We start from the raw sequence: 26,234 nt of genomic DNA, 5'->3' as shown, positions 1-26,234 counted from the left end.
TGATATTTATCTGACAAAAATAAGATAGCCGGAATAATCTCCGAACTATCTTATCTTCAAAGTTTTCGTAAAGGTTCCGACCAATTATTGATTGGCTCCCTGATTGGCAACTAAAGGCCAATTCGGATTTTGATAAATAATTGAACCAGCTGGGCTACCATCTGTTGAAGTTATGCTCAAATGACTTATGGCTATAGGAGACAAATAGTGGGCACTGGTCCAGCTATAGCCTTTTAGAACAAGATTGTTAGCCGAAAGATTAATCCGATAGGGTCTTAAATATTGACTTTCCTGTGGTGAGGACACATTTGCGGTTTTTCCTGCTGTGCCGGGTACGATTAAAGTCGATACACCTTTATCTTTGTACCAGTCTTGCATAGGCCCCCACAGTCTCATCCCTTCAATAATGTATGGATTGCTTGCCAATTGATCCAACGCCCGCCAACGCCTAAGATCATTAAATCTAAATCCCTCAGCAACTAGTTCTAAACGGCGCTCCCTTCTAATATTATAAAGAAGTTTGTCGGATAGTAACTGCCCAGCAGAATATGCTGCAAAATCACCTTGAGCTTCCTTTTGCATGTCTGTCGCATTTACGGTTGCCATAAAATCTGTATTTACACCTGCTCTTTCTCTGATTTTTGTCCAGTAACTATTCGCTTTTGCATCGATCATTCCCTTTGCAAGATAACTTGCTTCAATATAGTTTAAATAAGCCTCAACAGCACGAAATATAATTGAGCCTGTGGTACCAGTCTGTCCCTCAGCTTGGGCAAAAAGATAACTCATTCCTTTTTTCACGGCATAACCTGTCACGTACCTTGTTTCGGCTAGTCCGATAATATCTGGTCTCGGCTCTGTCTGTACAGCACCTGTCGAAGAAATCTGGTTGGTATAACTCAATTCACCAGGTGCTTTCATAAAGAGCTGTAAGCGATTATCCCGATTTTTTTTGACGAGGCTGATGGAATCGTCGCCTGCATAACCGGAGTTCGAAACATAAATAGGCAGTCCGTTTTTCATCGTAAAATTTTCCACAAGGCCTCTTGAATATCCAGAATTTCGCCATTACGGTTCATGTAGTGATTTACAGCATGCGTAATTCCTAAAGGCATTGAATAACTCCGCCATAAAAGTACTTCGCTGTAACCATTTAGATTCTCGTCGCCAAACATTTTGAAATAGGGGTTCGAAGATGAATTATAACCATCATCCTTTGTATTTCCGACAAGTTCGACTGCATCGGCTACCTGAGCAGCTGCAGTCATCGACTGTTCTAAGAAATAATTGATCTCATTATCGATATTGATCGAAAAATTTGGGTGCGATTTTGCGCCCGGCCAGCCAGTTCCGCCAGGGACGAAAGCAGTTCCTTTGTGGTATTTTAGCCAAGAGCCTTCAAATAACCCTACACGAGATTTAAAAAGTAAAGCGGCCTTTTTTGAAATACGGTTTTTTCCGTCAGGGGCTACATCGTTCAACAACGTAATTGCCGAATCCAAATCAGAAAGAATAAATCTAACCACCATATTTCTAGGTTGTCGAATGGAAGTAGCCGTCAGCTCCTCCATATTATCTTTGAGTGTATTTTTAACAATCGGAAAATCACCCAGCGCCTGTACTTTATTAAAATATTCATACGCTCTCAAAAAATACGCTTCACCCACATAATGAGTTATATTTGCTGAATTTCCTGTTAACTTACCGCTCTTCCATTTTGGAAGTACCTGTTCGAGAAAATAGTTCAACTGTCTAATCTGAGCAAAATCCCATTCGCCGCCCGAACTCGGCACACGCCATTCTCCCGGAACCCAACGAGTCGAATAACTTGAAGTCACCTGGTTATCGGTACCGTTATCGTTGGCAAATGTGCCAAGCCCCCAGCCAGAATGTGATGGAAAGGCATAACGTCCAACCGTATATGCGGCTAAATCAGCTTCGGTATTTAAATATTCCTGCGGCGTTACATTGGATAAGGGTTCCCTGTCCAGATACTTGTTACAGGAATGCAAAGTGAACAGCACGGTCATCGATAACAACCAAGAAATTGTAGAAAAATAATATGTCGTTTTCATATATATCTAATTAAAAATTCAAGTTAAGGCCAAAAGAATAAGTCGTCGAAAATGGATATGTTTTTCCATCGTTCCATCCTCCTAGTCCAACGGTTTCCGGATCAAAAACCTTAGCCATTTTGGTAAAAGTCAACAAATTCTCACCTGATGCATAAATACGAATTTTGGTAAATCCTATCTTGGCCAATAGCTGTGGAGAAAACGTATATCCAAATTGAGCATTCTTTAAACGTAAATAAGCGGCGCTCTGCAAATATTTAGTTTGTGTTTGCTGATTTTTTGAGGTGTTAAAATAAGGTCTTGGTAAATAGGAATCTTTATTAACACCTAAAACACCGTTCTGTACCATCGTGGAATTCTCATCGCGGTAGAAGTTCATATTCTCAACAAATCCAGCAGACTGCCACATCCCGCCATTCGCCCCCCAAAAATATGGGCCATTGGGCATATAATCGCGTTTTCCAACACCTTGCAAGAAAATCCCTAAATCGAATCCACTATAATTGAAATTTAAATCAAAACTATAACGATAGCGTGGGGCCGAATTTCCTATAATTGCCAGATCCCCTGGGTTCGCCAACGTATTGGCTCCATTATTAACCTGACCGTCCCCGTTGAGATCAGCATACATAATATCCCCAGCTTGCCAGTTTGTCCCGAAAGACTGTTTGGCATTAGCGAGGTGTGCAGCCATTTCTTCTGCGCTCTGTGCTATTCCTAAAGTTTGATATCCCCAGATCTCCCCATTCTTGCGGCCATCGTACCAGGTACTCAACGTACCTGTAGGATTAGGATATTTGGTGACTGTCTGACGGTCGTCGGAAAGGACAGCTCGCGCGCTATAATTCAATTTACCGATATGATCTTTCCAATTTAACTCAATTTCAAAGCCTCTGGAGTTCATCTCGGCATTGTTTAATCGCGGCACAGCTGTACCCAAAATAGCGGGAAGTTCTGGTGCTGGTCCTATCATATCGAATGTATTCCGACGATAGACTTCAAGAGATAAACCTAAACGATTGGAAAGTGCCCGCAGATCCAACCCCACATTCCAGCTTGATACACGCTCCCAGGTCAAAGTTGAGGCAATAAGCCCAGGTGCACTGGCTGTATTTGTTTTTTGTCCATTCAAAAGCCAGGTACCATTAGCTATACTTACTGGCATTGTTGCATAAAAAGGATACCAATTGTCCGTATATTGGTTTCCCAACTCGCCATAGGAACCACGTAACTTAAACATGGAAACATGCTCCTTAATAGGCCAAAATGACTCATTTGCTACATTCCATCCAGCGGAAACTGAGGGGAAGAGATTCCAGCGCAAATCTCTTGGAAAACGTGAAGAGCCGTCGTATCGTCCGTTAGCCTCAAAAAGATACCTATCTTTGTAGCTATAGTTTAATCGTCCAAAAAAACCAGCGGTAGCCCAATGTTGATAGCCCCCAGAAGCCCTTGGATTGGTGGTGGCAGTATTCAATGTCGGTATATTATCTGTGATCAGATCGCTCATGCTTCCATTGAGATCTCTATACTTATTGAGCTCTGAATTGAAACCAGCCAAAATTTTGAAATGATGATCATCGTTGAGGTCAAAGGAATAATCTGAAAAGAAATTTGTACTGAAATATTCGTCTTTGCGATTGTATTCAGACACATTGGTATACCCCGCAGCATTGTATCCTACTGCAAGGAGAAACGGGTTTCCTTTTGCATCATTTGAATAAGCTTTCAAAATTTCGGCATGGTCATTTTGAGTCGTAATGCGGTAATTGACATTTCCTGTTATATTCCAGTTTTTGATTGGCTGATAATGTAATTGTAGCTGCTGATAAAGAAAATCTTTCTGAAATTTTGAACGTCCTCCTTGCTGCAGCTGCAATATTTCACTTGGTTCGGAATAATTTCCATTTGGGTCGTACAAAGGTATCGTAGGCCATCTTCTCGCTATATTATGATAATATAAATCATTCATATGGCTTGCTTTTTCGTAGTCTTCACGTACAAAACGCGTATTGTACATGAGGTCCACCTTATCGCTAATCTTTGCATTGATTTTCGTAGCTATCGAATATCGTTGAAAATTATCATTGGCAAATCTGTTCAAACCATTTTGATCCATGTAATTTGCAGAACTATAAAAATTTAGCTTTTCAGTACCGCCATTCAAACTGAGCGTATGTTCATGGGAAGTTGTAAAGTCCCTATAAAACTCTTTAAACCAGTTTGTATTCCCATTAGATCCCGTATAGTATTGAAATCTGTCACTAGCATTTGGGGTAGTTGTCGTTTCTATTTCTCCTTTCTGATAAGCGTCAATCCGTTCCAATACCTCCTGCGAAAATTTTGCACCCTCACCATCGTTTGCTGCGACTTCATTAAAATAGTAAGCAAATGTTTTGGAATCTAACATCGTTGGTAGCCCTCTTGGCTTGCCCAGTCTTATATTATTGTTATAATTTGCTGTTATCTTCCCCGATTTTCCAGATTTTGTTGTAATGAGGATAACTCCAAAAGGTGCCCTGGAGCCGTAAATAGCAGAAGCTGCTGCATCTTTAAGCACGGTGATATTTTCAATATCCTGAGGATTCAGCGCATTCATATTACCTTCCATCCCATCAATTAAAACCAAAACTGATGAACTCGACCCTACGCCTATCGTCCCCGCACCACGGATATTGACGCTTAGATTTTGATTTAGCTCGCCGCCCAATCCAGTTGTCTGTAAATTCAACCCAGGAATCATGCCCTGCAGCGCCTGTCCAACATTCTGCACAGGTCTTGACTCTAACTCTTTACCATCAAGGGAAGAAACCGCACCAGTCAAATTTGCCTTCTTTTGAGTTCCGTACCCCACTACGACAACTTCTTCCAAGGCTCTATCCTGACTGGCCATTGTCAACAGCATTGGGTTGCGACTAGCATTTTCACTTAAAGAAGCATACCCCACATAGGAAAAATCCAAAATAGATTTTTCATTTGCTACTTTTAAAGTAAATGTTCCGTCTTCTGCTGTCAATACAGTATTTGAGGTACCTCTTTCTGTCACAGTCACACCCGCAATTGGTTTTCCCGATGCATTCAAAACTGTACCTTTAATCTCTATCTTTTCTAATTTTTGATTTGGGATATTTTTGAAACTATTCCTTTCCTGTGGTTTAACAATAATAGTTTTACCTTCAATCACAAAATCTAGATCCTGCTCCGTGAGCGCTTTTTTCAACACTAACCTCAAATCCAATTTGGAACCAGAATAAGAGATTAATTTTTTGTTTTGCAAAATATCCGAATCATAAATAATCTGATATCCCGTTTGTTTACGTATCTCTTTTAGGACCTCTGATAAGGTTGCATTTTTTAGATTGAGGTTTAATTCTTGTGCCTTGGCTAAGGGAAGGCTTTGGAGAGCTATTAAACCAAGGATAGTACCTATTCTTGACGATCGCTTTAGAAAAGTTAAAGCAGATTGGTCCCGAACAAACCAAAATTTGTTTTTTCTCAGGTGAAATTTTTTATTCATATTTTTAGGCTTTATTGTAAAAGGGGCATTATTCCCATTCTTACAATAAAGAGTCTCCCAAACGCGATTACCCTAAAAAATTTTTTTAAAAAATTAATTCATGACCTTTTAACGTGATGTTCAAATTGCCTGATCTTTTTATGAGATCCAAAATCTCAGAAAACGAGCGATCTCTTTTAAGAAAAAGTGTAAAATTTCGATTGGGAACTTTATTGGGATCAAAATGAATCGGATAAATATTAGCGAGATCTGAGAGAATATAGCGCAAGCTTTTATTTTCGTAATACAAATTACCATCTTTCCACGATGTATAATCTTCGGTTATAGCAGTTGTTTTATCAATAGATCCTTGATCATCCAGCATGGCTCTCTCTCCAGGAACAAGAAACTCATTTTTTCCTGATTTCATACTTCTCAAAGCTATACTTCCTTCTGTTAATACAGTCTGCTCGATCTTTTCACGAGACAAAACATTAAACTTAGTACCTAATACAGCTATCCGCTGTTTCCCTGTCAGAACAGTAAATTCCTGTTTAATACCAGCCTGTTGTCTCTTTGCAACCTCAAAAAAGGCTTCCCCTTTTAAACTTAAAATCCGATTTTTTAAAAAATCACCTTTGTAGCTTAGCTCGGAATTGGAATTAAGAAATACTATAGTTCCATCTTTTAACAAAACCTTATACAATCCACCAACCCCAACGCGCAGAACAACATCATCAAATTCGGAGGTTGATGATTCTGTCGGTTCAATAATCAACATATCTTTCTTTTTACTGACTTTGAAAGGTTTGTTTTTATTATTCTCCCATTCAACAAGGGAAATGGGCCTTGACCCTGAAATTGTGATATCTCCAGCTGTAATATCCGCATAAATATGCTCAGATTTTTGGGGGGAGATATTAATGGAACGAGAATAAAAAAAGTATAAGCTAGCAGAACAAATAGATAAAACAAAAAATAGGATAGCCCCATTCAACAAACGCTTTTTACGTTTCTTTCGACTAATCGTTGTTAGAATACGATCAAAAGTATGTTTTTTTATATCTTCGCTATCGTTTAGGGGCATATGCTTAGAATACAGATGAATTTGAAAGATTTTAATTTGTTAATACGACAAGTTAACGAAAAGGCGGATATAATTATAAGGCTTTTCGTAATTTATTCAAGACTTTTGATATATGATATTCGACAGATTTAATACTAAGATTCATTTTTTTTGCGATTTGTTTGTAGGATAAATCATCTTCTCGACTCATAATAAATATTGCCCTTGTTTTGATTGGAAGTCTTGCTAGTAAGCCATCAAGCTGATCAGAAAGCTCTTTATACGAAAACTCATCATGCTCAATCGCTATGTCTAATAACAGGTGATCCTCTACTTCATTTAACCTACGTAATTTCCTCAGCAGCTTAAAACATCTGTTTTTTGTACAAATGAATAAATAATCTTTTAACGATGACTGGATGTTTAATCGTTTATGACGGGCCCACAACTCGGTAAAGACATCATGCAAAACATCTTGTGCTAGCGCTTCTTCCTTCATTAATCGTAAAGCAAAGTCATAGAGGCCATCCCAGTAAAAATTATAAACTAAGGAAAATGCTTGCATATCTCCGTCTTTTAAACAGCGCAAAATTTTATGCTCTATTCGACTTTCCACTTGATTCGATTCCATATCGTAATTAAAAATGTTCTTTCAAAGGTTAGCAGATGTTTAAGATTAATTGGTTAGATTAAGAAAAAATGCCAACAATATTATGTATTACATAAATACAATATTAATATTTTTTTATAAATGTATAAAACGATATATAAAATTTTTAAATAAAAAATTAGTCCAAATTTTGCTTTGGACTCGAAATCATAGTATCACGTTGGTATAGTTATATGTTTATTTCATTGAAAGATCTAAAACTGGATAAGAAGCAGCAAAGTTGGGGATCAATCGACACACTAGAGTAGCTGTACTCCCCAGCAGCGATATATTTTGTCTCTACATTATAAAATAAAGCCCATAATATCGTAGGAACACAAACTTGGTTGACTGTAAGAATATCAATTGTTTAAACAAAAAAAATCCACATTAATTCTTAAATTAGAGGATAAACCTATTTCAGCATATTTTAACATCCTCGTGTCTGCCTTGTTATGCTCATTTCCGGAAATGAAAGCCGCACAAGCGTACTTCGCTAAGGATAAAAAAAAACTGCCTCAACAGTTGAGCAGTTTTTTTATAGGGTATTAATCCAACTTTTGATTATTGTGCGAGAAATCATCTACTTGCTTTTCGCCGATGACTACATCACCGCGGATGGATCTTAAGTAGCCTTCAAAAGCGATATTCAATCCTTCAATAATCACTTTATCATGTGCATCAATGTCGCCCAGTATTTTCTTGTCGTCATAGCTATCGCCAACGATTGCCAAAACGCAGTTCGAGCTTTGTTTTGGAAAAAGTCCAACACCTATTATTTCCTCGCCAAATTTCACAAACCAGGTTTCTTCGTGATGGTCGTCCGTCGTGTTTGGTATATGTATGGCCTGGCCGAGGTCCTCACATTTAATCATATCAAAATTCATTGTGCTCTGTTTATGTTACATAGCTAAGACAGCACTAAAAGGAATATTGTTTTTAGAAACTTCGTCACGATTTCGCCTTTTCCGGTGCAAACGCAGGGACTATAAATCGAAGTTCTTCTGAGCTCCGGAAGATGCTTGCTAAATTTCGGCTACCTTGGTAAATAACCCCGGATAATTGACCACTAAACCCAAATGATCTACTTCAAGGTCGGCCTCAAAATCTTTCGGAACATTCTTGTATTGAAAGGTTAACATGTTCGTTTTCGAATAGTTCTGATGAACTGGTTTTATGCCGTCGTTTAGAATATCAAAATAGAGCACTTTGATATCCGTACTCTCACCGACTTCGAGATTCAAACTATTGATCGGAAGTGTATTGGTAAATGGTGTGAGGGAGATATCAATATAATCAATACCCTGAAAATCGATTATAATCGATCCATTTATTTCCCAGTCATTTTTAACTTTATTTCCTTTTATTCTTTTATTAACGCCATTCACTTCATATTCTAAATCAAGACCTTGAACATTCCAATGCTCGTCAATCTTCAAATGATATTTGAGGGTATAGATTTTATCTTCATAATACCCAATAATGTTGGAATCGACCATAAAAAAGCCTCCCTGTTGTGTCAGTTTAAAATATTCGAGGGAATTGTAGATAATGCCCTTCCAAATTAATATTTTCATCTTTAAAATTTATTTATCGCTCATTTTTGCAGAGACTTTAATCAAAATTGTGGCGCATTAAGGCATTTTAAAAAAACTTTTTATTTGGCAAAGTATCAAAGAGCTTTTCAGCAATAACAACATAGCCATTTTCTTTGAAATATCGCACCAGAATTTCATGAGCCGCGGATCTGGCGTAACTATAATGAGCCGAGTTTTTTATTGCAATTTTTTTTTAAGATTTTATTCAATTCAATTATGTTTTCTTTATATCTTGGATATTTTCGAATATTTCGAACACTATGATTTTGATTGTTTACTGTACCCACTTCATCAAGCTCAAAAAAGACCTCGTCAATTAAAAGTCCGTTTAAAATACATTTAGAAATATATTCCGCACTTTGCTCAAACTGTGGTACTGTCTTTAAATGGTTATATATAATCTGCTTCGCATGGTCTCTTTGCTCTCTTTCAATTGCTGTCATTGGTAACATAAGCAGAAATAATTGTTCAAACTGTTGAAGTGATAACAGTTCATCCCAAGTTAGAAACCAAGCTTCAAAATGCCCACCTAACTTCCCAAAGTAAATGTCGTTAAGAAAAAATCTAATTTCATGATCTTGAAATTCAATTAAGAAGGTCGTATCTCCATCTAATTTTCCTTCGATAAATTTTGAAACTTCTCCAAAGTCATCTAGCGAAAAAAATCGTTCTTCCCATTCCGCTAATTTTTCTTTGTCAATGCCGATAACTTCTAATGCTTCGTCAATGTTGATCTCGTTTATTTCGTCGTATCCATTGAACCATTTAATATAGCTATACCAAAAGAATGTATTGTCTTTTATGTTGTATTGTCTTTTATGTTGTTTTGTGTAATTTGTCTATTCATATTTAGATACTGTTATTCAAATTCGATACGGCAAGCCAATTTATTTAAGGTACGATTCTAAATGCTATGCTTTTGGTACGGGAGCATTTGCCGCAATTAATTTTTCATGTTTTAATTCTTCCCAAAAATCGGCGGAAATTTTAGTCTTGAAAGATTCCGCATTTTGAATGGCCTGCTTTACGGTATGTGCTCCGGGTATCACTCCTGAAACCTCGTCTGGTGCTGCAGCGAATTGCAATGCAGCTGTCCGCAGGTCTACAGCATGATCGTCAGCCACCCTTTGTAAAGCATTCAACTTTTCTTTAACCCCAGCAGGAAACGTTCCATCATATAGGTAGCGGTCCCTGCCTGACAGAAATCCAGCACACAGTGGTGCGCCTACAACAATCGACAACCCTCTCTCAGCGATCTTTGGGAAAACCTTATTCAAATCGTCATCATGTTTAATCAACGAATATTGGCAGGCTGAAAGAAAAATATCGGGATCTGCCATGTCTAATGTTTGCAAAATTGGTTCGATGGTATTGACACCTAGCCCCCATCCTTTTATTATACCTTCTTCTCTCATTTTAGTCAGCTCGGGCATCGCTCCTTTCGCCGCTTGCTCAAAGTAACTTCCATAGCTGTCTTTCATATCACCATTGTCGGGTGAAAGATCATGAATATATACGATATCTATAGATGATAAGCCCATGCGCTGTAAGCTATCCTCTACGCTTTTTCTCACACCGGCAGCACTGTAATCGTATTGATAACGAAAATTCATTTTACCCTTCCATAACAACTGTTCCATGGTAAAGTCCTCTTTAGGTTCTAAGAGTCGTCCTACTTTAGTGGAAAGGGTAAAGCTGTCGCGTGGCTGATCTTTTAAAAACAAGCCCATTCTGCGTTCGCTGATGCCCAATCCGTACCATGGGGAAGTATCAAATAATCGTATCCCAGCATTCCAAGCTGCTTCTACTGCTTGGAGACATTCTAGATCTGCGTTTTGCTGAAAGCCATTCCCTAATGCCACGCCACCAAACCCGGCTTTATTATTGGAGCGAAAACGTCTGTGTTTGCTTAAATTATCAGGTTTTACCATACTATGTTCTTTAATTGTTCTTACCAAAATATTAGGTGCCGCTGCGCTAAAGATTAAGCCCGATCCTGCAAGGCCTGTTTGCACTATAAATTTTCTTCTTTTCATACGCGGCACCTTATCTAAATTCCCTTGACTGTGCTATTTATTTGCAATGGCCAAATTCAATATGCATATAGCAATCAGGATTCTGCTAAAAAAACCATTCTCAGGCCTGCTTTGTTTTAGAAGATCATCACTATAGCAGACCATCGCTATCGCATGAAGGACGATGGCATACTATTAGTGACCACACCAAGAAATAGATTGGTATGATCCAGCACAATTAAAAAAATTAGGAATAGTTGATCCCCGGCAAAACGTTCTAGACCTTTTCCAATAATTGTACTCCCGAATTGACAAAACGGAAATCAAAATTAAGAATTTTTAAAAACGATCTTCTTCTGACTCATGTCCTTCTCTAAAAAGAATTATGGCAAAATCGAATCAAAATCAGCAACAAATGCCAAACGAGCATTTACATGAGTTATTTGTAGACGAATTAAAAGATATTTTAGGCGCGGAGAAACAGCTCTTAAAAGGTTTAAAGAAAATGAGCAAAGCCGCAGAAGACGAACAATTAAAACAAGCATTTGAGGAGCACCACAGCCAAACTGAAGGACAAATCGAGCGGCTTAAAGAAGTATTTGGAGCGTTGGGCATTGCTGCCCGCGGGAAAAAATGTAAAGCTATGGAAGGTCTGCTGGAGGAAGCTGATGAAATCATTGAAAATTTTGAAGGCGATCCAGCACTAGATGCCGCACTCATTTCTGCAGCCCAAAAAGTTGAACATTATGAAATCGCCAGCTATGGCTGCCTTGTCACATTTGCAAAATTAATGAACCATACAGAAGCCGAGCAATTGCTTCAACAAACACTTGATGAGGAAAAGCAAACCGATACATTACTCACAGAAATAGCCGTCTCGTCAGTAAACGAGTCAGCGTCATAAGTTAATAAATGCCCGGCAATCCGGGCATTTATTATACCTGTGCAATCGTCCATTGAGGTATCTTTGGCAAAACACATCCTATCCCTAGCCACAATCACTTTATTTTCTTCAAAGCTTAGTTATTCCTTTCATCAGCCTAATTGAAAAACAGGACAAACACGTTTTCACCGTAGTTGTACCATAAACATCAATTGTTAAAACGATTGTTACCTTGCTTCTCTTCCTATAAGGAGACAAGCACATTATACAGTTAAGAAATTAGCATGATGATAAATCCCGTCACTCCTTGGACAGCAACGGTCCAGGCTGATATAGCAGATTCTACGTCTATTTTTGAAATAGACCTAAAAACATACAGACTCAAAATTCATAATCCAGGCGATTCGATTTGGCTCGTGGTTATCTGGCAACGGGCGCTAGCATAGCCTTTAGACTGGCCTTTGGGATGAATAGCAGGTTTGAAAAGGTGACGATCTCCGAAGCTCCCGATGAGATCCTTATCACTGCTTCTACTAGGTTAGCCTATTATCGAATCATTGTCTTCTCTCCCGAAAGTCTGCGCGCCACCTTTCGTTATACCACGACCTTGCGAACGAAATTACCGCTTCTTATCCCGTTTTGGCCCCGCGATATTGTTCCCTTGACTAAAGATGGAAATACTGAAAATACAGTGGGAAAAATACATGCCAAACAGGTAGGGTCCTGGTCAGGACAGCTTTATTTTAGTATGACAAAGCCAAAAGCCGGTTCGGTGTTCTATTTTCAGAATCTCACAGCCATGTCTCCCTATTGCCAGGAAACAGAAGTATCACTCCGGGAAACTGTCGGCGGTGAATGGCCAGAACTGGGGTTCCAGTTTCCTGTAAACGCTGAAAAACCATTGCCGGCCAATAAAGAGTATATCATTTCGGATGCTTTTGTACAGCTCGATGAAAAGATTCCCGAAAGTGACGTCGAGGTCGTTGAAAGTTACCTCGATTCACTGGCATCAATATACCTCCTCCTTCCTAAGCCTGAAGCCAGCCAACATAATTGTCTGCAGTCGGCTGAAAAGATCCTGGATAATATTTCGAACAACAAAGGTTGCTGGACACAAACAGACTGCAGTCCTTATCTGAATGCTTATGTGGGCGACTACAAAACGCCTGCAGAAATCATGGTGCAGCTTGCCGTCATACTCCCATTGCATGAGTATCTTACCTGGACCGGAGAGCAGCACCCTTTGTTGCAGGAGCTCTCCGATGGACTCACCTCATTTTATGATAAGTCTATAAAGAGTTTAGTCAGGTGGCACCCTTCGTTAAAAGATGACTTGGATCATTCCGAAGAGCAAAAGAGTGAGATGGTAATGGACTCCTGGTATCTACATCACCCCTTGTTAAACCTCGCCAGGCTTGCATTGGGGGGCGACAAGATGGCTGAAAAACTATTTCTGGATTCGATAGATTATGCGATAAAGGTTGCCAAACATTTTGACTATCAATGGCCTGTCTTTTATAAGATGACCACTTTGGAGGTATTAAAAGCCGAAACGACTCCAGGTAAAGGTGGTGAAAAAGACGTCCCGGGATCATATGCACACGTTATGCTCCTGGCCTGGCAGCTGACCAAAGAAAAACGATTTTTTCTGGAAGCAAGCAGAGCACTTAAAAGTTTAGACGGTCTGGCCTTTGATATATTTTATCAGGCCAACAATACGGCATTTGCTGCGGGGGCCTTTTTGGAGATGTATAAGGTGACCGACGATGAGCATTACCTAAAACTAAGCTATTGCTGCCTCGCCGGCATATTTAAAAACTGTCAATTGTGGGAATGCAATTATGGTTACGGCAAAAACTTTCCTTATTTTTTTTCTGTTTTTCCCTTGAAAGATGCCCCCTATACCGCGGCATACGAAGAGCTGGAAGTATTTGCTGCCCTGCATCATTATCTTGAGGTGGCAGCAGGAATGGCTATTCTTCCATCGCTAAAAATATTGATCCCGGAATTTATCAAGTATGCTGCGGGCCGACTCGCCTACTATTACCCTCCGCTACTTCCGACAGAAATGATTGTCGAAAAAACCAAAACGGGTGAAATACAAAAAGATCTATGGATTCCACTTCAAGACATACATGATGGCTGGGAGAAAAGCGGTGAAGTCGGCCAGGAAGTATATGGCGCCGGACTGGCCTTTGGTATCATACCACGACAGTATTTTAAAGTGGCCAATTGGGGTGGAATAGTTTTTATAAATTACCCAATTTCAAACTTTCGAGCCGGCAAAGATTCAGTCACTTTCCGATTGGAGGGCAGTGATCTGCTCCGGGCACAAATGAGGCTTTTAGGCTTTTCCAGAGAAGTATTAACCAAAATAAGCGTAGAACAAAAAGTTAAATCATCATATAAACGTGTGCATTCAAGTCGTACTGGTTTTTACGAATTAGCCGGAGCTGGGATGGTTAGAATAACAAGAAAATAGATGAACAAAAAAGTTGATAGCATATCCGATCAAGATCACCTCCGTCCTCCCAAGAAGTTAATATAGCTGAAATTAACTTCTTGGTAAAAGGACTTTATCGAACCAAGGAATAAGCATCAACGATTTCCATTTTCCATTCATCTATCGTTTCTGCTGCTGCACGGTCGGCACGGTCAAAGAATAAATGGCACTTCACATCGAAGCCACAATAGGTATAGATACCTATGTCGGAGGTCAGTATCAGCGCCCTATCCATTCCTATTTCCTGATATTCAGCCTTTGATTTTCCATGTGAATTGATAATGTAGGCGGTCTTACCGGCCAACAGTCCTTTTTGTACTCCGTTATCGTACCTATAGGCAAATCCGTAGCTGAATACCCTATCGATATACCCTTTCATCATAGCCGGCATACCTGTCCACCATATCGGATAAATAAAGGTAACAGCTTCAGCCCAGGCAATATGTTGCTGTTCCTTTCTAATTGCTTCGCTTACGATGCCCCTGCGTTGTCCGTCCATATCTTCAAGGGACAGCACAGGGTCGAAATTAAGCTGATACAGATCCCTGACTACAACTTCGTTCTTTTGTTGCAGGAGTGTTTCTTCAATTGTTTGCTTGAATAAATGATTTAAACTTGCCGTATTTGGATGGGCATAAATAATAAGATGTTTCATTTTTTTTGTTTTAAGTAATTGAATAAAACAAAAATAGCCTGAAAGTAAACGGAAAAATTGTAAGAAAACGAAAAGGCTATTCTCCTGAAGCCCGGCAGATATCTTGCTGAAATCGAACAAAATTTCTTGGGGAAAGATTGATAAAATGCTTAAAATCCCGGATAAGCTGGCTTTGGTCGTAATATCCACATTCAGCTATAATTTCAAACCAGTCCACTTTTTTCGATGATAAAAGAACATGTTGTATCAGTTCAATTGCTTTTACAAAACGCTGGTATCTACTAAGCTCTTTGGAGCTATAGCCAAAATGCTTTTTTTGCGTCAATTGCACATTTCTTTCAGTTTGCCCGGTTTCTTCGGCAATGGTCTTGACTGGATTGCGTGTACTGTCTTTAAAATTAGCCAATAAAGCCGCGGTGCTGTGCTGTGATTTTAAGTAAGGTCTGCAAAAATCGAGAATGCAGTTTACTCGGTCTGATACACTTGTCATACCGTTCAACTGATGCCACAGGTAGCTAAAACAATTTTCACTTATAACTTCATCTGGGTTTATTGGCAAATGCTGTGAAAGAAATGCCTTTCCAAAAAAACGATAAAATGCATCGCCCTTGAAATTAACCACTAAAATTTGTGATCCGGGGAGAAGTGTATATTCAAAGGCAGATTTTAAGGGACCTAGTACGATGCATTTGTCCACCTCGATTTCATTTTTGGCATCAGAAACCAATCGGACTATTGTACCAAAGTTGAACACCATAATAGTCTGAAAAGACGGCAACAATGTTTTCGTTAGGGCAGTTGCTGAATTGTTCTCTGCAAAATAAAAATGAGAAAACACCGTTTCAAATTCGCTTGCAATGGAAAGCCTGTAACTACGGTATGTCTGTTCGTCTGCTTTCATGATTTGTGGCATCCATATTAAAACTGTTGATCTTTTGCTACTGCTATTTTGGTGTTTCTCCTCTAATCTACGAACAAATTCAACATGATCAATTAAATCAATCATTTCCGAAGTTCAAACCTAATCTTGCTTCAAAAAGATCTTTATTTCTGTTCCATGCCCAGGCTCACTTATTAAGTCGATCTTTCCACCAGCTTGTGTCACAATCGTATTGACCAAATATAGACCTACGCCAGATCCATCGACCATTTTGGTTGCGCGTTTAAATTTCTCAAAAATCGTCTGCTGCACTTCTGGCCCCATGCCTATCCCATTATCCTTTACAGAAATAACGACATAGCCATCTTCCTTGAAAGATTGCACTAGAATTTCTGGAGACTGTGACTCTGGTGTATATTTAATCGCATTATTCATCAGATTATAGAGCACACTACGCAGCTTACGTCGTACAAAAGTAAATTCCGAAACTTTTAAATCCTGTCGGATGATTGCATCGGTTTCTATCAGCTGCGGTGCTAAACTCAACCGCACGTCCTCTAGAATATTTGGAAGATCGATCAGTTCAGTTGATGCCTGATACTTCTGCTTTTCCCAACGACTTTCGGTCAGATCATCTATTATTTTTTTTATTTCTACCAAACTTTTCTCATGATTTTGCATTAAGGGCAAGAATTTCGCTGAATTTTTATCCTTAAATTCCTTCATTAACCCAAATGTTAGTTTAAGTACCAATAATGGATTTTTAATATCATGGGCTATTGTATCGAGCAGCAACTCATGTTCTAGAACAAGCCGTTCTTGTTCTTTAAGATCCTTTACTCTTGGCGTAATATCTACAAATGTAATAATGACTCCATTCGTCCGGTTCTCATTACGGACATGATAAGGGAGTATATTCATCTGGTACCACTTTAAATCTGTAGTCTGTATTTCTTTCTCCAAGATTTTACCTGTCGCTATCACCGTGTTTATATTACTGATAAAGGTCGGAAATCTAAAATTTTCTCTTATATCCTCTAGCGGCATTCCTATGAATTCAGATTTAAGATCAAACTGCTTCATTGCTGGTGGAGTGAACTTTCTTAAAATTAAGTTAGCATCAACGAATAACTGCGGGATAATGGTATTGCTAAAATAGTTTTCCAGGTCTTCGTTGAGTTGAGTTAAGTCACTAATTTTCTTGTTTTTATTCATTAAATACCCTATATATTATGAATAAAAACAAGAAAAAAACAGATATTGTTTTGCGGTATTAAAGCTCAAAACGTAATTTGGGTCCATCTAAAAATTTTTAAATTCATTTTAAACAGCAATAGGGCTGAATTGATTACTGACATCAATCGTTACAGGATTGCTACAAAATAGAAAGCTTGGTAAGGGCTGAAATATCATTTCTTATACCAGATACTATCTCCTACTTAAAGCAACTTGCTGCACAATCCATTAGGTATTAAAAAATTCAATCTTGGGCATACATTTCACACTCTTTTGCCAACGGTGAAATTAATCCATTTATTGCCTGATGGACTTGGAGAATATTCAAATAAATTTGGAGAGGAATTATGGGCAGCCTGTTGCATTTTTCTATATTTGAAGTAAATGGAACTCTTATCTTATCTACTTAGAAACATAAAATTGAACAGCGCCGAATGTGATGCTATCGGCAGAGCCTTTAGTAAACAAATATTTGCGAAAGGTACTGTACTGGCACATCCTGACAATCACCACCAAAATGTTTATTTTATTGAAAAAGGATTATTACGCGCTTTTTATAATTTAGATGGAAAGGATATCACTCATTATTTTTTCGACGAGAATAATTTCCTGATATCTTTTGAAAGTGTTTTTTTTGACCGCCCCCACCCCTATGGTAAACAGGTATTGGAAGAAGCTTGTTTGCGTGCTATCCCCTATAGCAAACTCGACGAACTCTGTAATAGCATCCCTGCTTTTAAGAACTTCCGGCTGCAGGTATCGCTGCAAGTGATTAGTATGCTATCCGAAAAAACTCTTGCATTAAAATTTCAAACTGCCGAGCAACGCTATAAAAATATGCTCGACAAATTTCCTGGCATATTGCTAAGAGCCTCCTTGGGACATATTGCCTCCTATCTGGGTATTACCCAACAAACACTAAGCGTGATACGCGCGTGCAGGTAGTCGATTTCATTTTTAAGATATATTAAAAACACTGCAGATTATTTTAATTTGCTTTGCAGTATGAAATCATTACATATGAAAAAAATACTGTCATCCCTTGTCATCATCTTCATGGCAATAATGAGTGTTGCTCAATCCTCCAATGATAATTTTGCAGGTAAATGGAAAACCGAGGAAGGCTTCATTATCACCATCACTTACAGCAACGGAAAATTTTCTGGTCTTGATCCCAAAGGACGTCCAACCCTCTACAATGTGCGTTTTGAAAAAAATGAATGGAAGGGGACTGTGGAAAACCATGATACTGGCCAAAAAGGCAATTGCGAAATGTACCTGCAGGGAAAAAAGTTGAAAATTGTGGCCCATAAAGGCATCTTTTCAAAAACTTTTTACTGGGTAAAACAATAAGCAAAAAAATTAATTAAGGTATTTTTAATTCAAAGTGAGAGTCGATAAAGTAAATCCATTACAAACATGGATTTACTTTCCAAAAAATCAAGCAGCGGATTTCTGAGCTTATTTGAGCTGTCCAAATGCATCCACTTTATAGATTGGATTTTAGGGGCATACTTTGAAACTTTTTGAAAAAGTAAAGAACCCACAAAAACTGAGTGTATCCGTACACTGCATCTTCAACCGGAATCGTAAGTACCCTAATCCCCATAAATTCCATTGGATTGTAATTGACAATAGGGGACTCCAATCCTGTTCCGGTAAGTATGCCGTTGACAGGTAAAAAGCCCAGCATCAGCAAAGTGAAGACTAAAGAGGCCTGCGTAATCCATTGTATCCGAAATACAAAGTGAAAAAGCACCAATGTCACCATAGTCACAGCAGCGGTAACTACGGTATAGATTCTGTCAGCATATCGAAGGGCAACAACAGCACATATAATGAAACTTACAAAGACAACAACATTATTAAAAGCCGATAGCGATTGTAATCTAAAAAATTTATCGATGCAGAAATAGGTAAAAATACATGAAAAAGGGATGAAGATAAAGAATAGCCATTCTTCCAATGGTAGTCCTGCTATAGCCAGTCCCAAGGTATATCTTGTGTCAAACCACCACACTCCCTTACTGGTAAACCAGACATCCCAAGTTATAAAAAATACAGCAACAAGCGCTGATGCCTTTAAAAATGGGATGAACTCACGATCGAATCGAAGCCGCTTGTCGAAGGATGCGACAAAACAGATTATGACCGTAAAAAATAAGATAAGCGAATAAGTATATTGCATCATATTTTTTCATTGTTAGTATACATTTTAAAGTATTTCATTGGAACATATAAAAAGCCAAAACACTCGCCCTCCTCTTTGCCTAAATGTTTATGGTGTTGTTTATGGGCGCGACGAAGCGCTAAAAAGTAAGGGTTATTCGTTTTACTCAACCATTTGAAACGTTGATGGATAAATATATCATGCACAAAGAAATATGCCATACCATAGAGCATAATTCCCAATCCAATATAAAACAGATAATTGTACCCCTTTAACGACCCAAAATACATCAACGCGATCGTGGGAAGGGCAAAAATGATAAAAAAGTAATCATTCTTTTCCAGAAACCCCACATTGCTGTGATCATGGTGATCGCGATGTAATATCCAGAGAAAGCCGTGCATAATGTATTTATGGATAAGCCAGGTGGCGCCCTCCATAGCAATAAAAGTGACCAATACTGTAATAAAATTCATAACTCTATTTTATAAGTAAGCAGCTTTGTAACGTAGATAACTTTTAAAAGCAACGTAGGCTTTTTGTGCATTAGGTATCCTAATCCTGCTTTCCAAAATTTCTTTGGAGGATTTTTTCCGAATCTTCGCAAATAGTGAAAGATAATATTTATAAGCCAGATAAACGCCAAATTTTGCCGATGCAGGCAATTTTTTGATTCCCAAAAGCGCTTCCTTAAATTCGCTGTGTATCTCATCCTCAATCTGGCTTTTGAGTGCATTGTCAAACACCGCCATATCCAGGTTTGGAAAATAGGTACGTCCAAGCACCTGATAATCTTCCTTGAGGTCACGCAAGAAGTTTATTTTTTGAAATGCAGAACCCAGTTTCATGGCGTAAGGTTTTAACTCCTCATAGCGCTGTCTATTACCTTCTGTAAAAACCTGTAAACACATCAGCCCCACCACTTCAGCCGAACCATAAATATATTCTTTATAACGTTCGGAATTATAGTCGACCTTATTCAGATCCATTTCCATGCTATGCAGAAATTGTCGGATCAGCTCGATGTCGATAGCATACTTATGCACCGTCTCCTGAAAAGACTGTAATATCGGATTTAATGAGATACCTTCCTCTAAAGCACAGTTAGTCTCGAGGTATAACCTCGCCAAAAGTCGCTGCTTATCATAACCATGAAAACTATCGACTATTTCATCAGCCAACCTTACGTAGCCATAGATTGCATAAATACTAGCCCTAATGCTTGGCTTGAGGGCCAATATACCAAGCGAGAAACTTGTACTATACTTTTCAGTTGTTTTTTTGCTTACTTCATAAGCGAGTTCATCAAATAGCTTTTTCATGGTCTTATGTTTTACGATATAATTCAATGGCTTCTTTGGCAACAATTTTCCCCGATAAGATGGATGGAGGTACTCCGGGACCAGGAACTGTCAGCTGACCTGAATAAAAAAGATTATGGACTTTCTTATTTCTAATCTTGGGTTTCCATACCGCTGTCTGTTTTAATGTATTTGCTAGCCCATAAGCATTTCCAGCGTAAGCATTGTAATCGCTGATAAAGTCGCTTACGCAGTAACTTCTCTTGTATGTAATCTGCTCGTATAGGTTTTTTGTACCAGTATGCTTTTCCAAACGCTCTAACATCTTAATTAGGTATTTTTCACGTGTTTCATCATCGTCTGAGATAGCTGTCGCCAACGGCATCAACAAGAAGAGGTTCTCACTGCCTGGGGGAGCCACATGAGGATCCCTTTTGGATGGACAACATACATAGAACAGTGGATTTTGGGGCCATTTTTTTTCACCATATATACAGTCAATATGATCGTCCAACGGATGCTCAAAGAACAGTGTATGGTGTGTTAGATTTGGAATGGACGATTTCATCCCCAGATAATATATCAAACTCGAAGGGGCAAAGGTCCTACTCTTCCAATAATCTTCATCATAGTTTCTCAAATCCTTGGTAAGTAGTGTTTCGATATGATGATAATCAGCGGATGCAACCACAAGATCAAATGCGTAATCTACGCCATTAACACCTAATGAAGTGATCTTATTCTTTTCAATTTTTAATGTATCAACATTATGATCGAAATGAAAAGTGACACCTTGCCTCTCCGCTACTTGCTGCATCGCCAGTACTAATTGAAAAAAACCTCCTTTCGGATAATGAGTGCCAAGTGCGTAACCGCCGTAGTTCATCAGGCTATATAATGCCGGAATATCCTTGGGTGAGGCGCCCAGAAATATGACCGGAAATTCCATTAATGTCCGCAATCGTTGGTCCTTAAAATATTTGGCAACATAGGATCGGAAATTGGAAAGCAAATCTAGCTTAAAAGCGCTAAGTGCAATCTTTGGAGAGAGAAATTCGCCCCAATTGTGACAGGGTTTATTGCCGAAATCCCGCATCCCCACTTCATACTTAAATTTTGCAGCTTCCATAAATCGATCTAACTGCGTACCAGCCCCAGGTTCGATCTGTTCAAATAATAGTTTTAATTGCTGATAGGATTCCGGAACACGAACTTGTCCGGAGTCAAATATCATTTCAAATTGAGGATTGAGCGATACAAGCTCAAAAAAATCAGCTGTGCTGCATCCAAAATCCGAAAAAAAGGACTCAATGATATCGGGCATCCAGTACCAGCTCGGTCCCATATCAAATTTAAATCCTTCTTTCGTACTGAATTGTCTCGCCCTTCCACCGGGCTGCGTATGTTTCTCAAAAACATGCACATCGTACCCTGCTTTAGCAAGATACGCTGCCGCTGAAAGACCCGAAAAACCTGCGCCAATAACGGCTACCTTCTTTTTCATTTGTTTTTTTAGCTAAACTACTTGGGCAATTCCCAATACTTATTGGCACCGCAACTAGTAATGTACACATCCTATTGATTTTTGTCATTTCTATCGCATCCCGATGTGGATTATAACTTCACTTGCTCCAGCAATTTTTCCGGTGCAATATTTCTATCATAGATTAATTGATGAAATTTGCTCAGTTTATCCAATAAACTTATCAATGTTATTTTTTCGTGGTAGGTCAAATCGCCTGAAACAATCTGCGTCGCATGACGTATTTTTCCCATTTGCCGGTCCAATGCCGACAAGCCATTTTCCGTGATGTACAGCAACTTACTGCGGCGGTCCAGTTTTGAATCGTGTTGACGTATCCAACCTTGTTTGATCAAACGGTTTATAATGGCCATGCCGGCTGGTTTTTCATGAATATTCCTTCTGATCAATTCCATTTTTGTCATCTTATCAAAGGACCGTAGTGTAATAAGATAGATAAACTCCTCTTGTGTGGAAAAATCAGATTCCCAAATAGCAGCCTTTGAATAACTTTTTGCGAACCTATTCATATGCACTATTAACGTGCTGATGACACTTTCCGGACTACGCCCATTTTCCTTACCGTCCCAATTGGGTTCTTCGAGAACATCGGTTGCCTTTGTTACTATCCAACGTTTAAATCCATTTGCGTCAGTGCTATAGATTCCGTCTACGTTTTCCTGTTCAAACTCTTCAACTAATCCAATGATTTCTTTTAAAAGCTGATATTTCATACACTTTATTTAGAACATAAATATACCATATTTGTTTTAATTATTTTAAAAATAATATTTTTTAGAATAAAAATAAACCAACATCATAGCCTTAATAGTGGCAAACTGTAACCCATCGAGGATAGAGACTTGCTTTAACTATAACAAGACCAAGGTTCTAAAGTTATGTTCGTTTTTATTATTACACGTGCAACATTTTTTCCGTGAGCTCGACTAACCTATAGTCACTAACTGCAAACAATTGTCATCAAGCTTTGCACAAGAACCTTAAATACATGAAAGAGTTAAAAAAAATTGCCCTAGTTCTCCCATACCTGTTGTTTTTCGCTATATCTCATGCTTCGTCTAACACGACGATCATTTCATTCATCGATTCAACCTTTACTGTTACGGGCAAAGTAGTTGATTCTATTACTAACGAACCTGTTCATTTAGTTTCCATATCCTTACTGGATCATCAAAGTGGCAGCAATCCTGTCAGAACAGTGGTGACAAATGAAAGTGGGGACTTCCAATTGACCCATAGTCAGCGTTCATTTTACCTAAAAATCAATCATATGGGCTTTCAGTTTCAGATAAAAAGAATTGTAATACCCAACGGGAGCAATATAGATATGGGTACTATAAAGCTTCATAAGATTGACAATAAGCTTGAGGAGGTTGCAGTTTCTTCCAGAAAACCTCCCCTAGAACTTATTACCGGTGGGTATAGATTTAATGCGGAAAACAATATACTAGGCAATAGTACAAATATAGCAGAACTGCTCAAGCAGGTTCCGGGATTAACAGTTGATGAAATGGAAGGCAAATTACAATTGCTTGGAAAAGGAGCTACTGTATTGATCAATGGTCGGAAAGTCAATTTGGGTGGTCAAGATTTATTGAACTACCTGAAATCTCTACCGAGCAATGAGGTCTCGTCCGTTAACGTGCTTACAAGTCCGGGTGCGGCATATGATTCCGCCGGAGATGGAGGTGTGCTCGATATCAGACTTAAGAAAAATTCCAATTTGGGCTTCTTTGGGTCGGCAAGTACAAGTGTTTCCACCCTTTGGGGGACGGACCAATCGCTCAATTTAAATCTTAAAAAAAGTAAGTTTGAAATTTCAGTGGGCTATAATTTTTCATATAGTGAAAACCTACATAAACGAAACGATCTAATAAAAAACTATTACTTACCCGATTCTAGTTATCTCTATAGACAAGAACAGGCCAGCCAAAGATCCCAAAGAACACATTCCATGAAAACCAATACACTTTATAATATTGATTCGACGAGCACACTTTCTTTTAATTATTGGTACGCCAGCTTTTATGGCAAATTTCCTAATGAAAGAGACGCTACGATCTATAATCGGGAAGATCAATTTCAAAGGCAGCTTAAACAGCAGGACTTCATGTTTTTGGACAATAATTTTCATATCGCCGACTTCATTTATGATAAAGATTTTAAAACGAAAAGCAAGCTTTCGATCGGTATGAATTACTCGAAATACTCGAATGAGAATAACACTTCATTCTGGAGAAAGGCATATGATTTTTCTAACACGGAAATTAATTCCTCAGAAAATGATAGCAGAAATTTTATTACTTCCAGACCATATGAAATCTGGACATTCAATACAGATTACAAAACAAACATTGGAAAGGGTATTGATCTAAAATTCGGTGCAAAATATGCCCGTGCAAATACAGAAAGCTTCTTTAAGAATCTAGCCACAGATGGAATTATCGATGCAGGTGAATTAAATAGTGAAAATAAGGTTCAATATAACGAAAATATACTTGCAGCCTATTCTTCTCTGAATGGCAAATTGAAACACTTCTCCTTCGATTTAGGCTTGCGATTAGAATCATTCGACTATAAATTACGAGCCGTTTTAACTGACGAACAAATTAAAAACAACTATCTTAATTTATTTCCCAACTTTAATATACGTTATGATTTCAAAGACCTTAAAAACAGCATTGCTTTATCAGGGAACAGAAGAATCGAACGTCCCGGGTATAGTATGCTCAATCCATTTGCGGTGAACAATAATCCTATCTATTTCACCAACGGTAACACACATTTGAAGCCATATTTTGCGAATAGGCTAGATCTGCAATATTCACATAAGTGGAATAGCAACCACTCACTGATCTTTTCTTTATATGGAAACTCTTCGAAGAATATGTTTACATATATCTCCAGATATAATGAGGAGGTTGGAAGTCCAGAGTTTAACTATTATAATGATTATAATCTAAACCAAATCGGAGGTTATGTCATGTCGCAAAACAAGTTTGGAAGCAGCGTGAATGTCAGTACATATTTATCAGCACAACGCCCAACTTTCAGATCGAACAATACAGAAGATATTTTGTTACCAGGGATTGTCAACTTTAGTGGGTCGATCAATACTTTTATCTATATTCTGCCAAAGACTACTGTTCAAATACTCGGCTTTTATGCATCGAAAAGAAATAGTTTTCAAATGCAATATGGCGCAACGGGATATATCACGACGGGTTTACAGCAAAAAGTGCTTCAGGACAAGTTAAATATATCCCTCACGATTGAGGATATTTTCAACTTACAAAAAGGACCTATTTCCAGTTTAGGCAATGTGATTAGCATTGAAACAGTGAATAAATTGAAGTCGCGCTATGCAAAATTGAGTTTCAGCTACAATTTTGGAAAAACCTTTTCAGCAAAACAGACCAAAAAGCTCGAAAAGGATTCGAGGATAGATTAACCCATCAATACTTTGATCATCACAGATGATTCGTGGAGGCATAGCGCTGGATATAATTGAGTTTAGAAAATAGTTTAAATACAGATAGACATTAAAATACCGCGAATTTAAAACGATTCACCACGAATTGGAATTCCCTTGAAAATTTGAGGAAAGTTATTCTAATTTAGTCCTATAAATACATAGAAGAAAAAGTGAATTATGAATGAGACTATCATAGAATTTGATAATAAAAAGCGCCTGAAATTAGCGCTGTTTGGTTTGCTGATGACGATAGCGGCTTTGGCATTTGCCTACTATATCTTCTTTGTCGCCGAAAAAATAAGAATTTTCCCTGGGTCACTGATGTTGACCTTAGGAGGCTTAGGGTGTTATTGTCTGATTGGTGGTATAAAGGCCCTATTTAATAAAAATCGAACCGGCCTCCTATTAAACGCAGATGGTATTCGATATAACGGTACACCAGTAGGAATAAAGGTTGGGACAGTAAAATGGACTGCGATTCAATCCGTCTCAACAGGGATGGCCCATGGTGTCCATTTTGTTTTTTTGAAGCTACACAATCCCGAAAATTATATCCAGCAGTTCGCTCCACAAGTACAACAACATGTGCTCGAAAATGGAATAGCCATTTCATCCGATCAGTTGTCGCTTGACTTCAATGAGCTCAAAAACCTCATTGAATCATATTATCAGCGGTATCAGCAATAGTA

The 26,234-nt window shown here is 38.4% G+C and carries 23 protein-coding genes; 6 read left to right on the top strand and 17 right to left on the bottom strand.

Annotation, left to right across the window (positions count from 1 at the left end):
- Positions 1 to 84: 84 nt before the first annotated feature.
- The 9 genes from DTA23_RS27975 to DTA23_RS20710 all read right to left on the bottom strand — a co-directional run bounded on the left by DTA23_RS27975 (position 85) and on the right by DTA23_RS20710 (position 10,920).
- Complete coding sequence (locus tag DTA23_RS27975) at positions 85 to 1,023, bottom strand: RagB/SusD family nutrient uptake outer membrane protein (protein WP_218565431.1); 939 nt, start codon at positions 1,021 to 1,023, stop codon at positions 85 to 87.
- On the bottom strand, positions 1,020 to 2,075 hold the full coding sequence (locus DTA23_RS27970) for a RagB/SusD family nutrient uptake outer membrane protein (RefSeq protein ID WP_218565430.1): 1,056 nt from the start codon (positions 2,073 to 2,075) through the stop codon (positions 1,020 to 1,022). Before DTA23_RS27970 ends, DTA23_RS27975 begins: the two co-directional genes overlap by 4 nt.
- 10 nt (positions 2,076 to 2,085) lie before the next feature.
- Positions 2,086 to 5,592: a TonB-dependent receptor gene (locus tag DTA23_RS20745; protein ID WP_070566785.1), complete on the bottom strand. Its 3,507-nt coding sequence runs from the start codon at positions 5,590 to 5,592 to the stop codon at positions 2,086 to 2,088.
- Between the two features lie 85 nt (positions 5,593 to 5,677).
- The gene (locus tag DTA23_RS20740; RefSeq protein ID WP_167450485.1) at positions 5,678 to 6,568 is read right to left on the bottom strand and encodes a FecR family protein; all 891 of its coding nucleotides are present in this window, start codon (positions 6,566 to 6,568) and stop codon (positions 5,678 to 5,680) included.
- A 163-nt stretch (positions 6,569 to 6,731) separates the two neighbouring features.
- The gene (locus DTA23_RS20735) at positions 6,732 to 7,268 is read right to left on the bottom strand and encodes an RNA polymerase sigma-70 factor (RefSeq protein ID WP_112375906.1); all 537 of its coding nucleotides are present in this window, start codon (positions 7,266 to 7,268) and stop codon (positions 6,732 to 6,734) included.
- Between the two features lie 566 nt (positions 7,269 to 7,834).
- Positions 7,835 to 8,173, bottom strand: coding sequence for a hypothetical protein (locus DTA23_RS20725; protein ID WP_070566791.1), 339 nt, complete (start codon positions 8,171 to 8,173; stop codon positions 7,835 to 7,837).
- A gap of 138 nt (positions 8,174 to 8,311) precedes the next feature.
- On the bottom strand, positions 8,312 to 8,863 hold the full coding sequence (locus DTA23_RS20720) for a putative glycolipid-binding domain-containing protein (RefSeq protein ID WP_070566793.1): 552 nt from the start codon (positions 8,861 to 8,863) through the stop codon (positions 8,312 to 8,314).
- A 179-nt stretch (positions 8,864 to 9,042) separates the two neighbouring features.
- On the bottom strand, positions 9,043 to 9,687 hold the full coding sequence (locus DTA23_RS20715) for an Imm19 family immunity protein (RefSeq protein WP_083295987.1): 645 nt from the start codon (positions 9,685 to 9,687) through the stop codon (positions 9,043 to 9,045).
- A 108-nt stretch (positions 9,688 to 9,795) separates the two neighbouring features.
- Entirely contained in the window at positions 9,796 to 10,920 is a 1,125-nt protein-coding gene (locus DTA23_RS20710) for an aldo/keto reductase (RefSeq protein WP_112375904.1), read from the bottom strand.
- Positions 10,921 to 11,284: 364 nt separating this feature from the next.
- Here DTA23_RS20710 and DTA23_RS20705 point away from each other — a divergent pair, with 364 nt between their 5' ends.
- Positions 11,285 to 11,803: a YciE/YciF ferroxidase family protein gene (locus DTA23_RS20705; RefSeq protein ID WP_112375903.1), complete on the top strand. Its 519-nt coding sequence runs from the start codon at positions 11,285 to 11,287 to the stop codon at positions 11,801 to 11,803.
- A 445-nt stretch (positions 11,804 to 12,248) separates the two neighbouring features.
- Positions 12,249 to 14,264, top strand: a complete 2,016-nt coding sequence (locus DTA23_RS20700) for a hypothetical protein (RefSeq protein ID WP_204991001.1) — start codon at positions 12,249 to 12,251, stop codon at positions 14,262 to 14,264.
- Positions 14,265 to 14,358: 94 nt separating this feature from the next.
- Here DTA23_RS20700 and DTA23_RS20695 read toward each other — a convergent pair whose 3' ends face one another.
- From DTA23_RS20695 to DTA23_RS20685, 3 genes are all read right to left on the bottom strand, one after another.
- Positions 14,359 to 14,940, bottom strand: coding sequence for an NAD(P)H-dependent oxidoreductase (locus DTA23_RS20695; RefSeq protein ID WP_112375902.1), 582 nt, complete (start codon positions 14,938 to 14,940; stop codon positions 14,359 to 14,361).
- Between the two features lie 76 nt (positions 14,941 to 15,016).
- Positions 15,017 to 15,946, bottom strand: a complete 930-nt coding sequence (locus tag DTA23_RS20690; protein WP_239468821.1) for a helix-turn-helix domain-containing protein — start codon at positions 15,944 to 15,946, stop codon at positions 15,017 to 15,019.
- Positions 15,947 to 15,961: 15 nt separating this feature from the next.
- A complete protein-coding gene (locus DTA23_RS20685) occupies positions 15,962 to 17,035 on the bottom strand; it encodes a sensor histidine kinase (RefSeq protein ID WP_070566801.1) in 1,074 nt (357 codons plus the stop codon).
- Positions 17,036 to 17,476: 441 nt separating this feature from the next.
- Here DTA23_RS20685 and DTA23_RS20680 point away from each other — a divergent pair, with 441 nt between their 5' ends.
- Both DTA23_RS20680 and DTA23_RS20675 read left to right on the top strand, forming a co-directional pair.
- Complete coding sequence (locus tag DTA23_RS20680; RefSeq protein WP_172462474.1) at positions 17,477 to 18,001, top strand: Crp/Fnr family transcriptional regulator; 525 nt, start codon at positions 17,477 to 17,479, stop codon at positions 17,999 to 18,001.
- 75 nt (positions 18,002 to 18,076) lie between these two features.
- Positions 18,077 to 18,409, top strand: coding sequence for a DUF2147 domain-containing protein (locus DTA23_RS20675; RefSeq protein ID WP_112375900.1), 333 nt, complete (start codon positions 18,077 to 18,079; stop codon positions 18,407 to 18,409).
- Between the two features lie 136 nt (positions 18,410 to 18,545).
- On the opposite strand, the gene DTA23_RS20670 is transcribed toward DTA23_RS20675, so the two are convergent.
- From DTA23_RS20670 to DTA23_RS20650, 5 genes are all read right to left on the bottom strand, one after another.
- On the bottom strand, positions 18,546 to 19,247 hold the full coding sequence (locus DTA23_RS20670; protein WP_112375899.1) for a lycopene cyclase domain-containing protein: 702 nt from the start codon (positions 19,245 to 19,247) through the stop codon (positions 18,546 to 18,548).
- Entirely contained in the window at positions 19,244 to 19,702 is a 459-nt protein-coding gene (locus tag DTA23_RS20665; RefSeq protein WP_112375898.1) for a sterol desaturase family protein, read from the bottom strand. Before DTA23_RS20665 ends, DTA23_RS20670 begins: the two co-directional genes overlap by 4 nt.
- A 9-nt stretch (positions 19,703 to 19,711) precedes the next feature.
- The gene (locus DTA23_RS20660) at positions 19,712 to 20,548 is read right to left on the bottom strand and encodes a phytoene/squalene synthase family protein (RefSeq protein ID WP_070567139.1); all 837 of its coding nucleotides are present in this window, start codon (positions 20,546 to 20,548) and stop codon (positions 19,712 to 19,714) included.
- Between the two features lie 4 nt (positions 20,549 to 20,552).
- Positions 20,553 to 22,031, bottom strand: coding sequence for a bifunctional phytoene desaturase/3,4-desaturase (gene crtID / locus DTA23_RS20655; RefSeq protein WP_112375897.1), 1,479 nt, complete (start codon positions 22,029 to 22,031; stop codon positions 20,553 to 20,555).
- Positions 22,032 to 22,141: 110 nt separating this feature from the next.
- On the bottom strand, positions 22,142 to 22,783 hold the full coding sequence (locus DTA23_RS20650) for a MarR family winged helix-turn-helix transcriptional regulator (protein WP_112375896.1): 642 nt from the start codon (positions 22,781 to 22,783) through the stop codon (positions 22,142 to 22,144).
- Between the two features lie 275 nt (positions 22,784 to 23,058).
- Here DTA23_RS20650 and DTA23_RS20645 point away from each other — a divergent pair, with 275 nt between their 5' ends.
- Together DTA23_RS20645 and DTA23_RS20640 are read left to right on the top strand one after the other, a co-directional pair.
- Positions 23,059 to 25,521 (top strand): TonB-dependent receptor, encoded by a 2,463-nt coding sequence (locus DTA23_RS20645; protein WP_112375895.1) that lies wholly within the window; start codon positions 23,059 to 23,061, stop codon positions 25,519 to 25,521.
- A 201-nt stretch (positions 25,522 to 25,722) separates the two neighbouring features.
- The gene (locus DTA23_RS20640) at positions 25,723 to 26,232 is read left to right on the top strand and encodes an STM3941 family protein (RefSeq protein ID WP_112375894.1); all 510 of its coding nucleotides are present in this window, start codon (positions 25,723 to 25,725) and stop codon (positions 26,230 to 26,232) included.
- Positions 26,233 to 26,234 lie beyond the last annotated feature (2 nt).

The sequence above is a fragment of the Sphingobacterium multivorum genome (assembly GCF_900457465.1).
Lineage (GTDB): Bacteria > Bacteroidota > Bacteroidia > Sphingobacteriales > Sphingobacteriaceae > Sphingobacterium > Sphingobacterium multivorum.
This window is presented reverse-complemented; position numbering and strand designations above follow the sequence as displayed.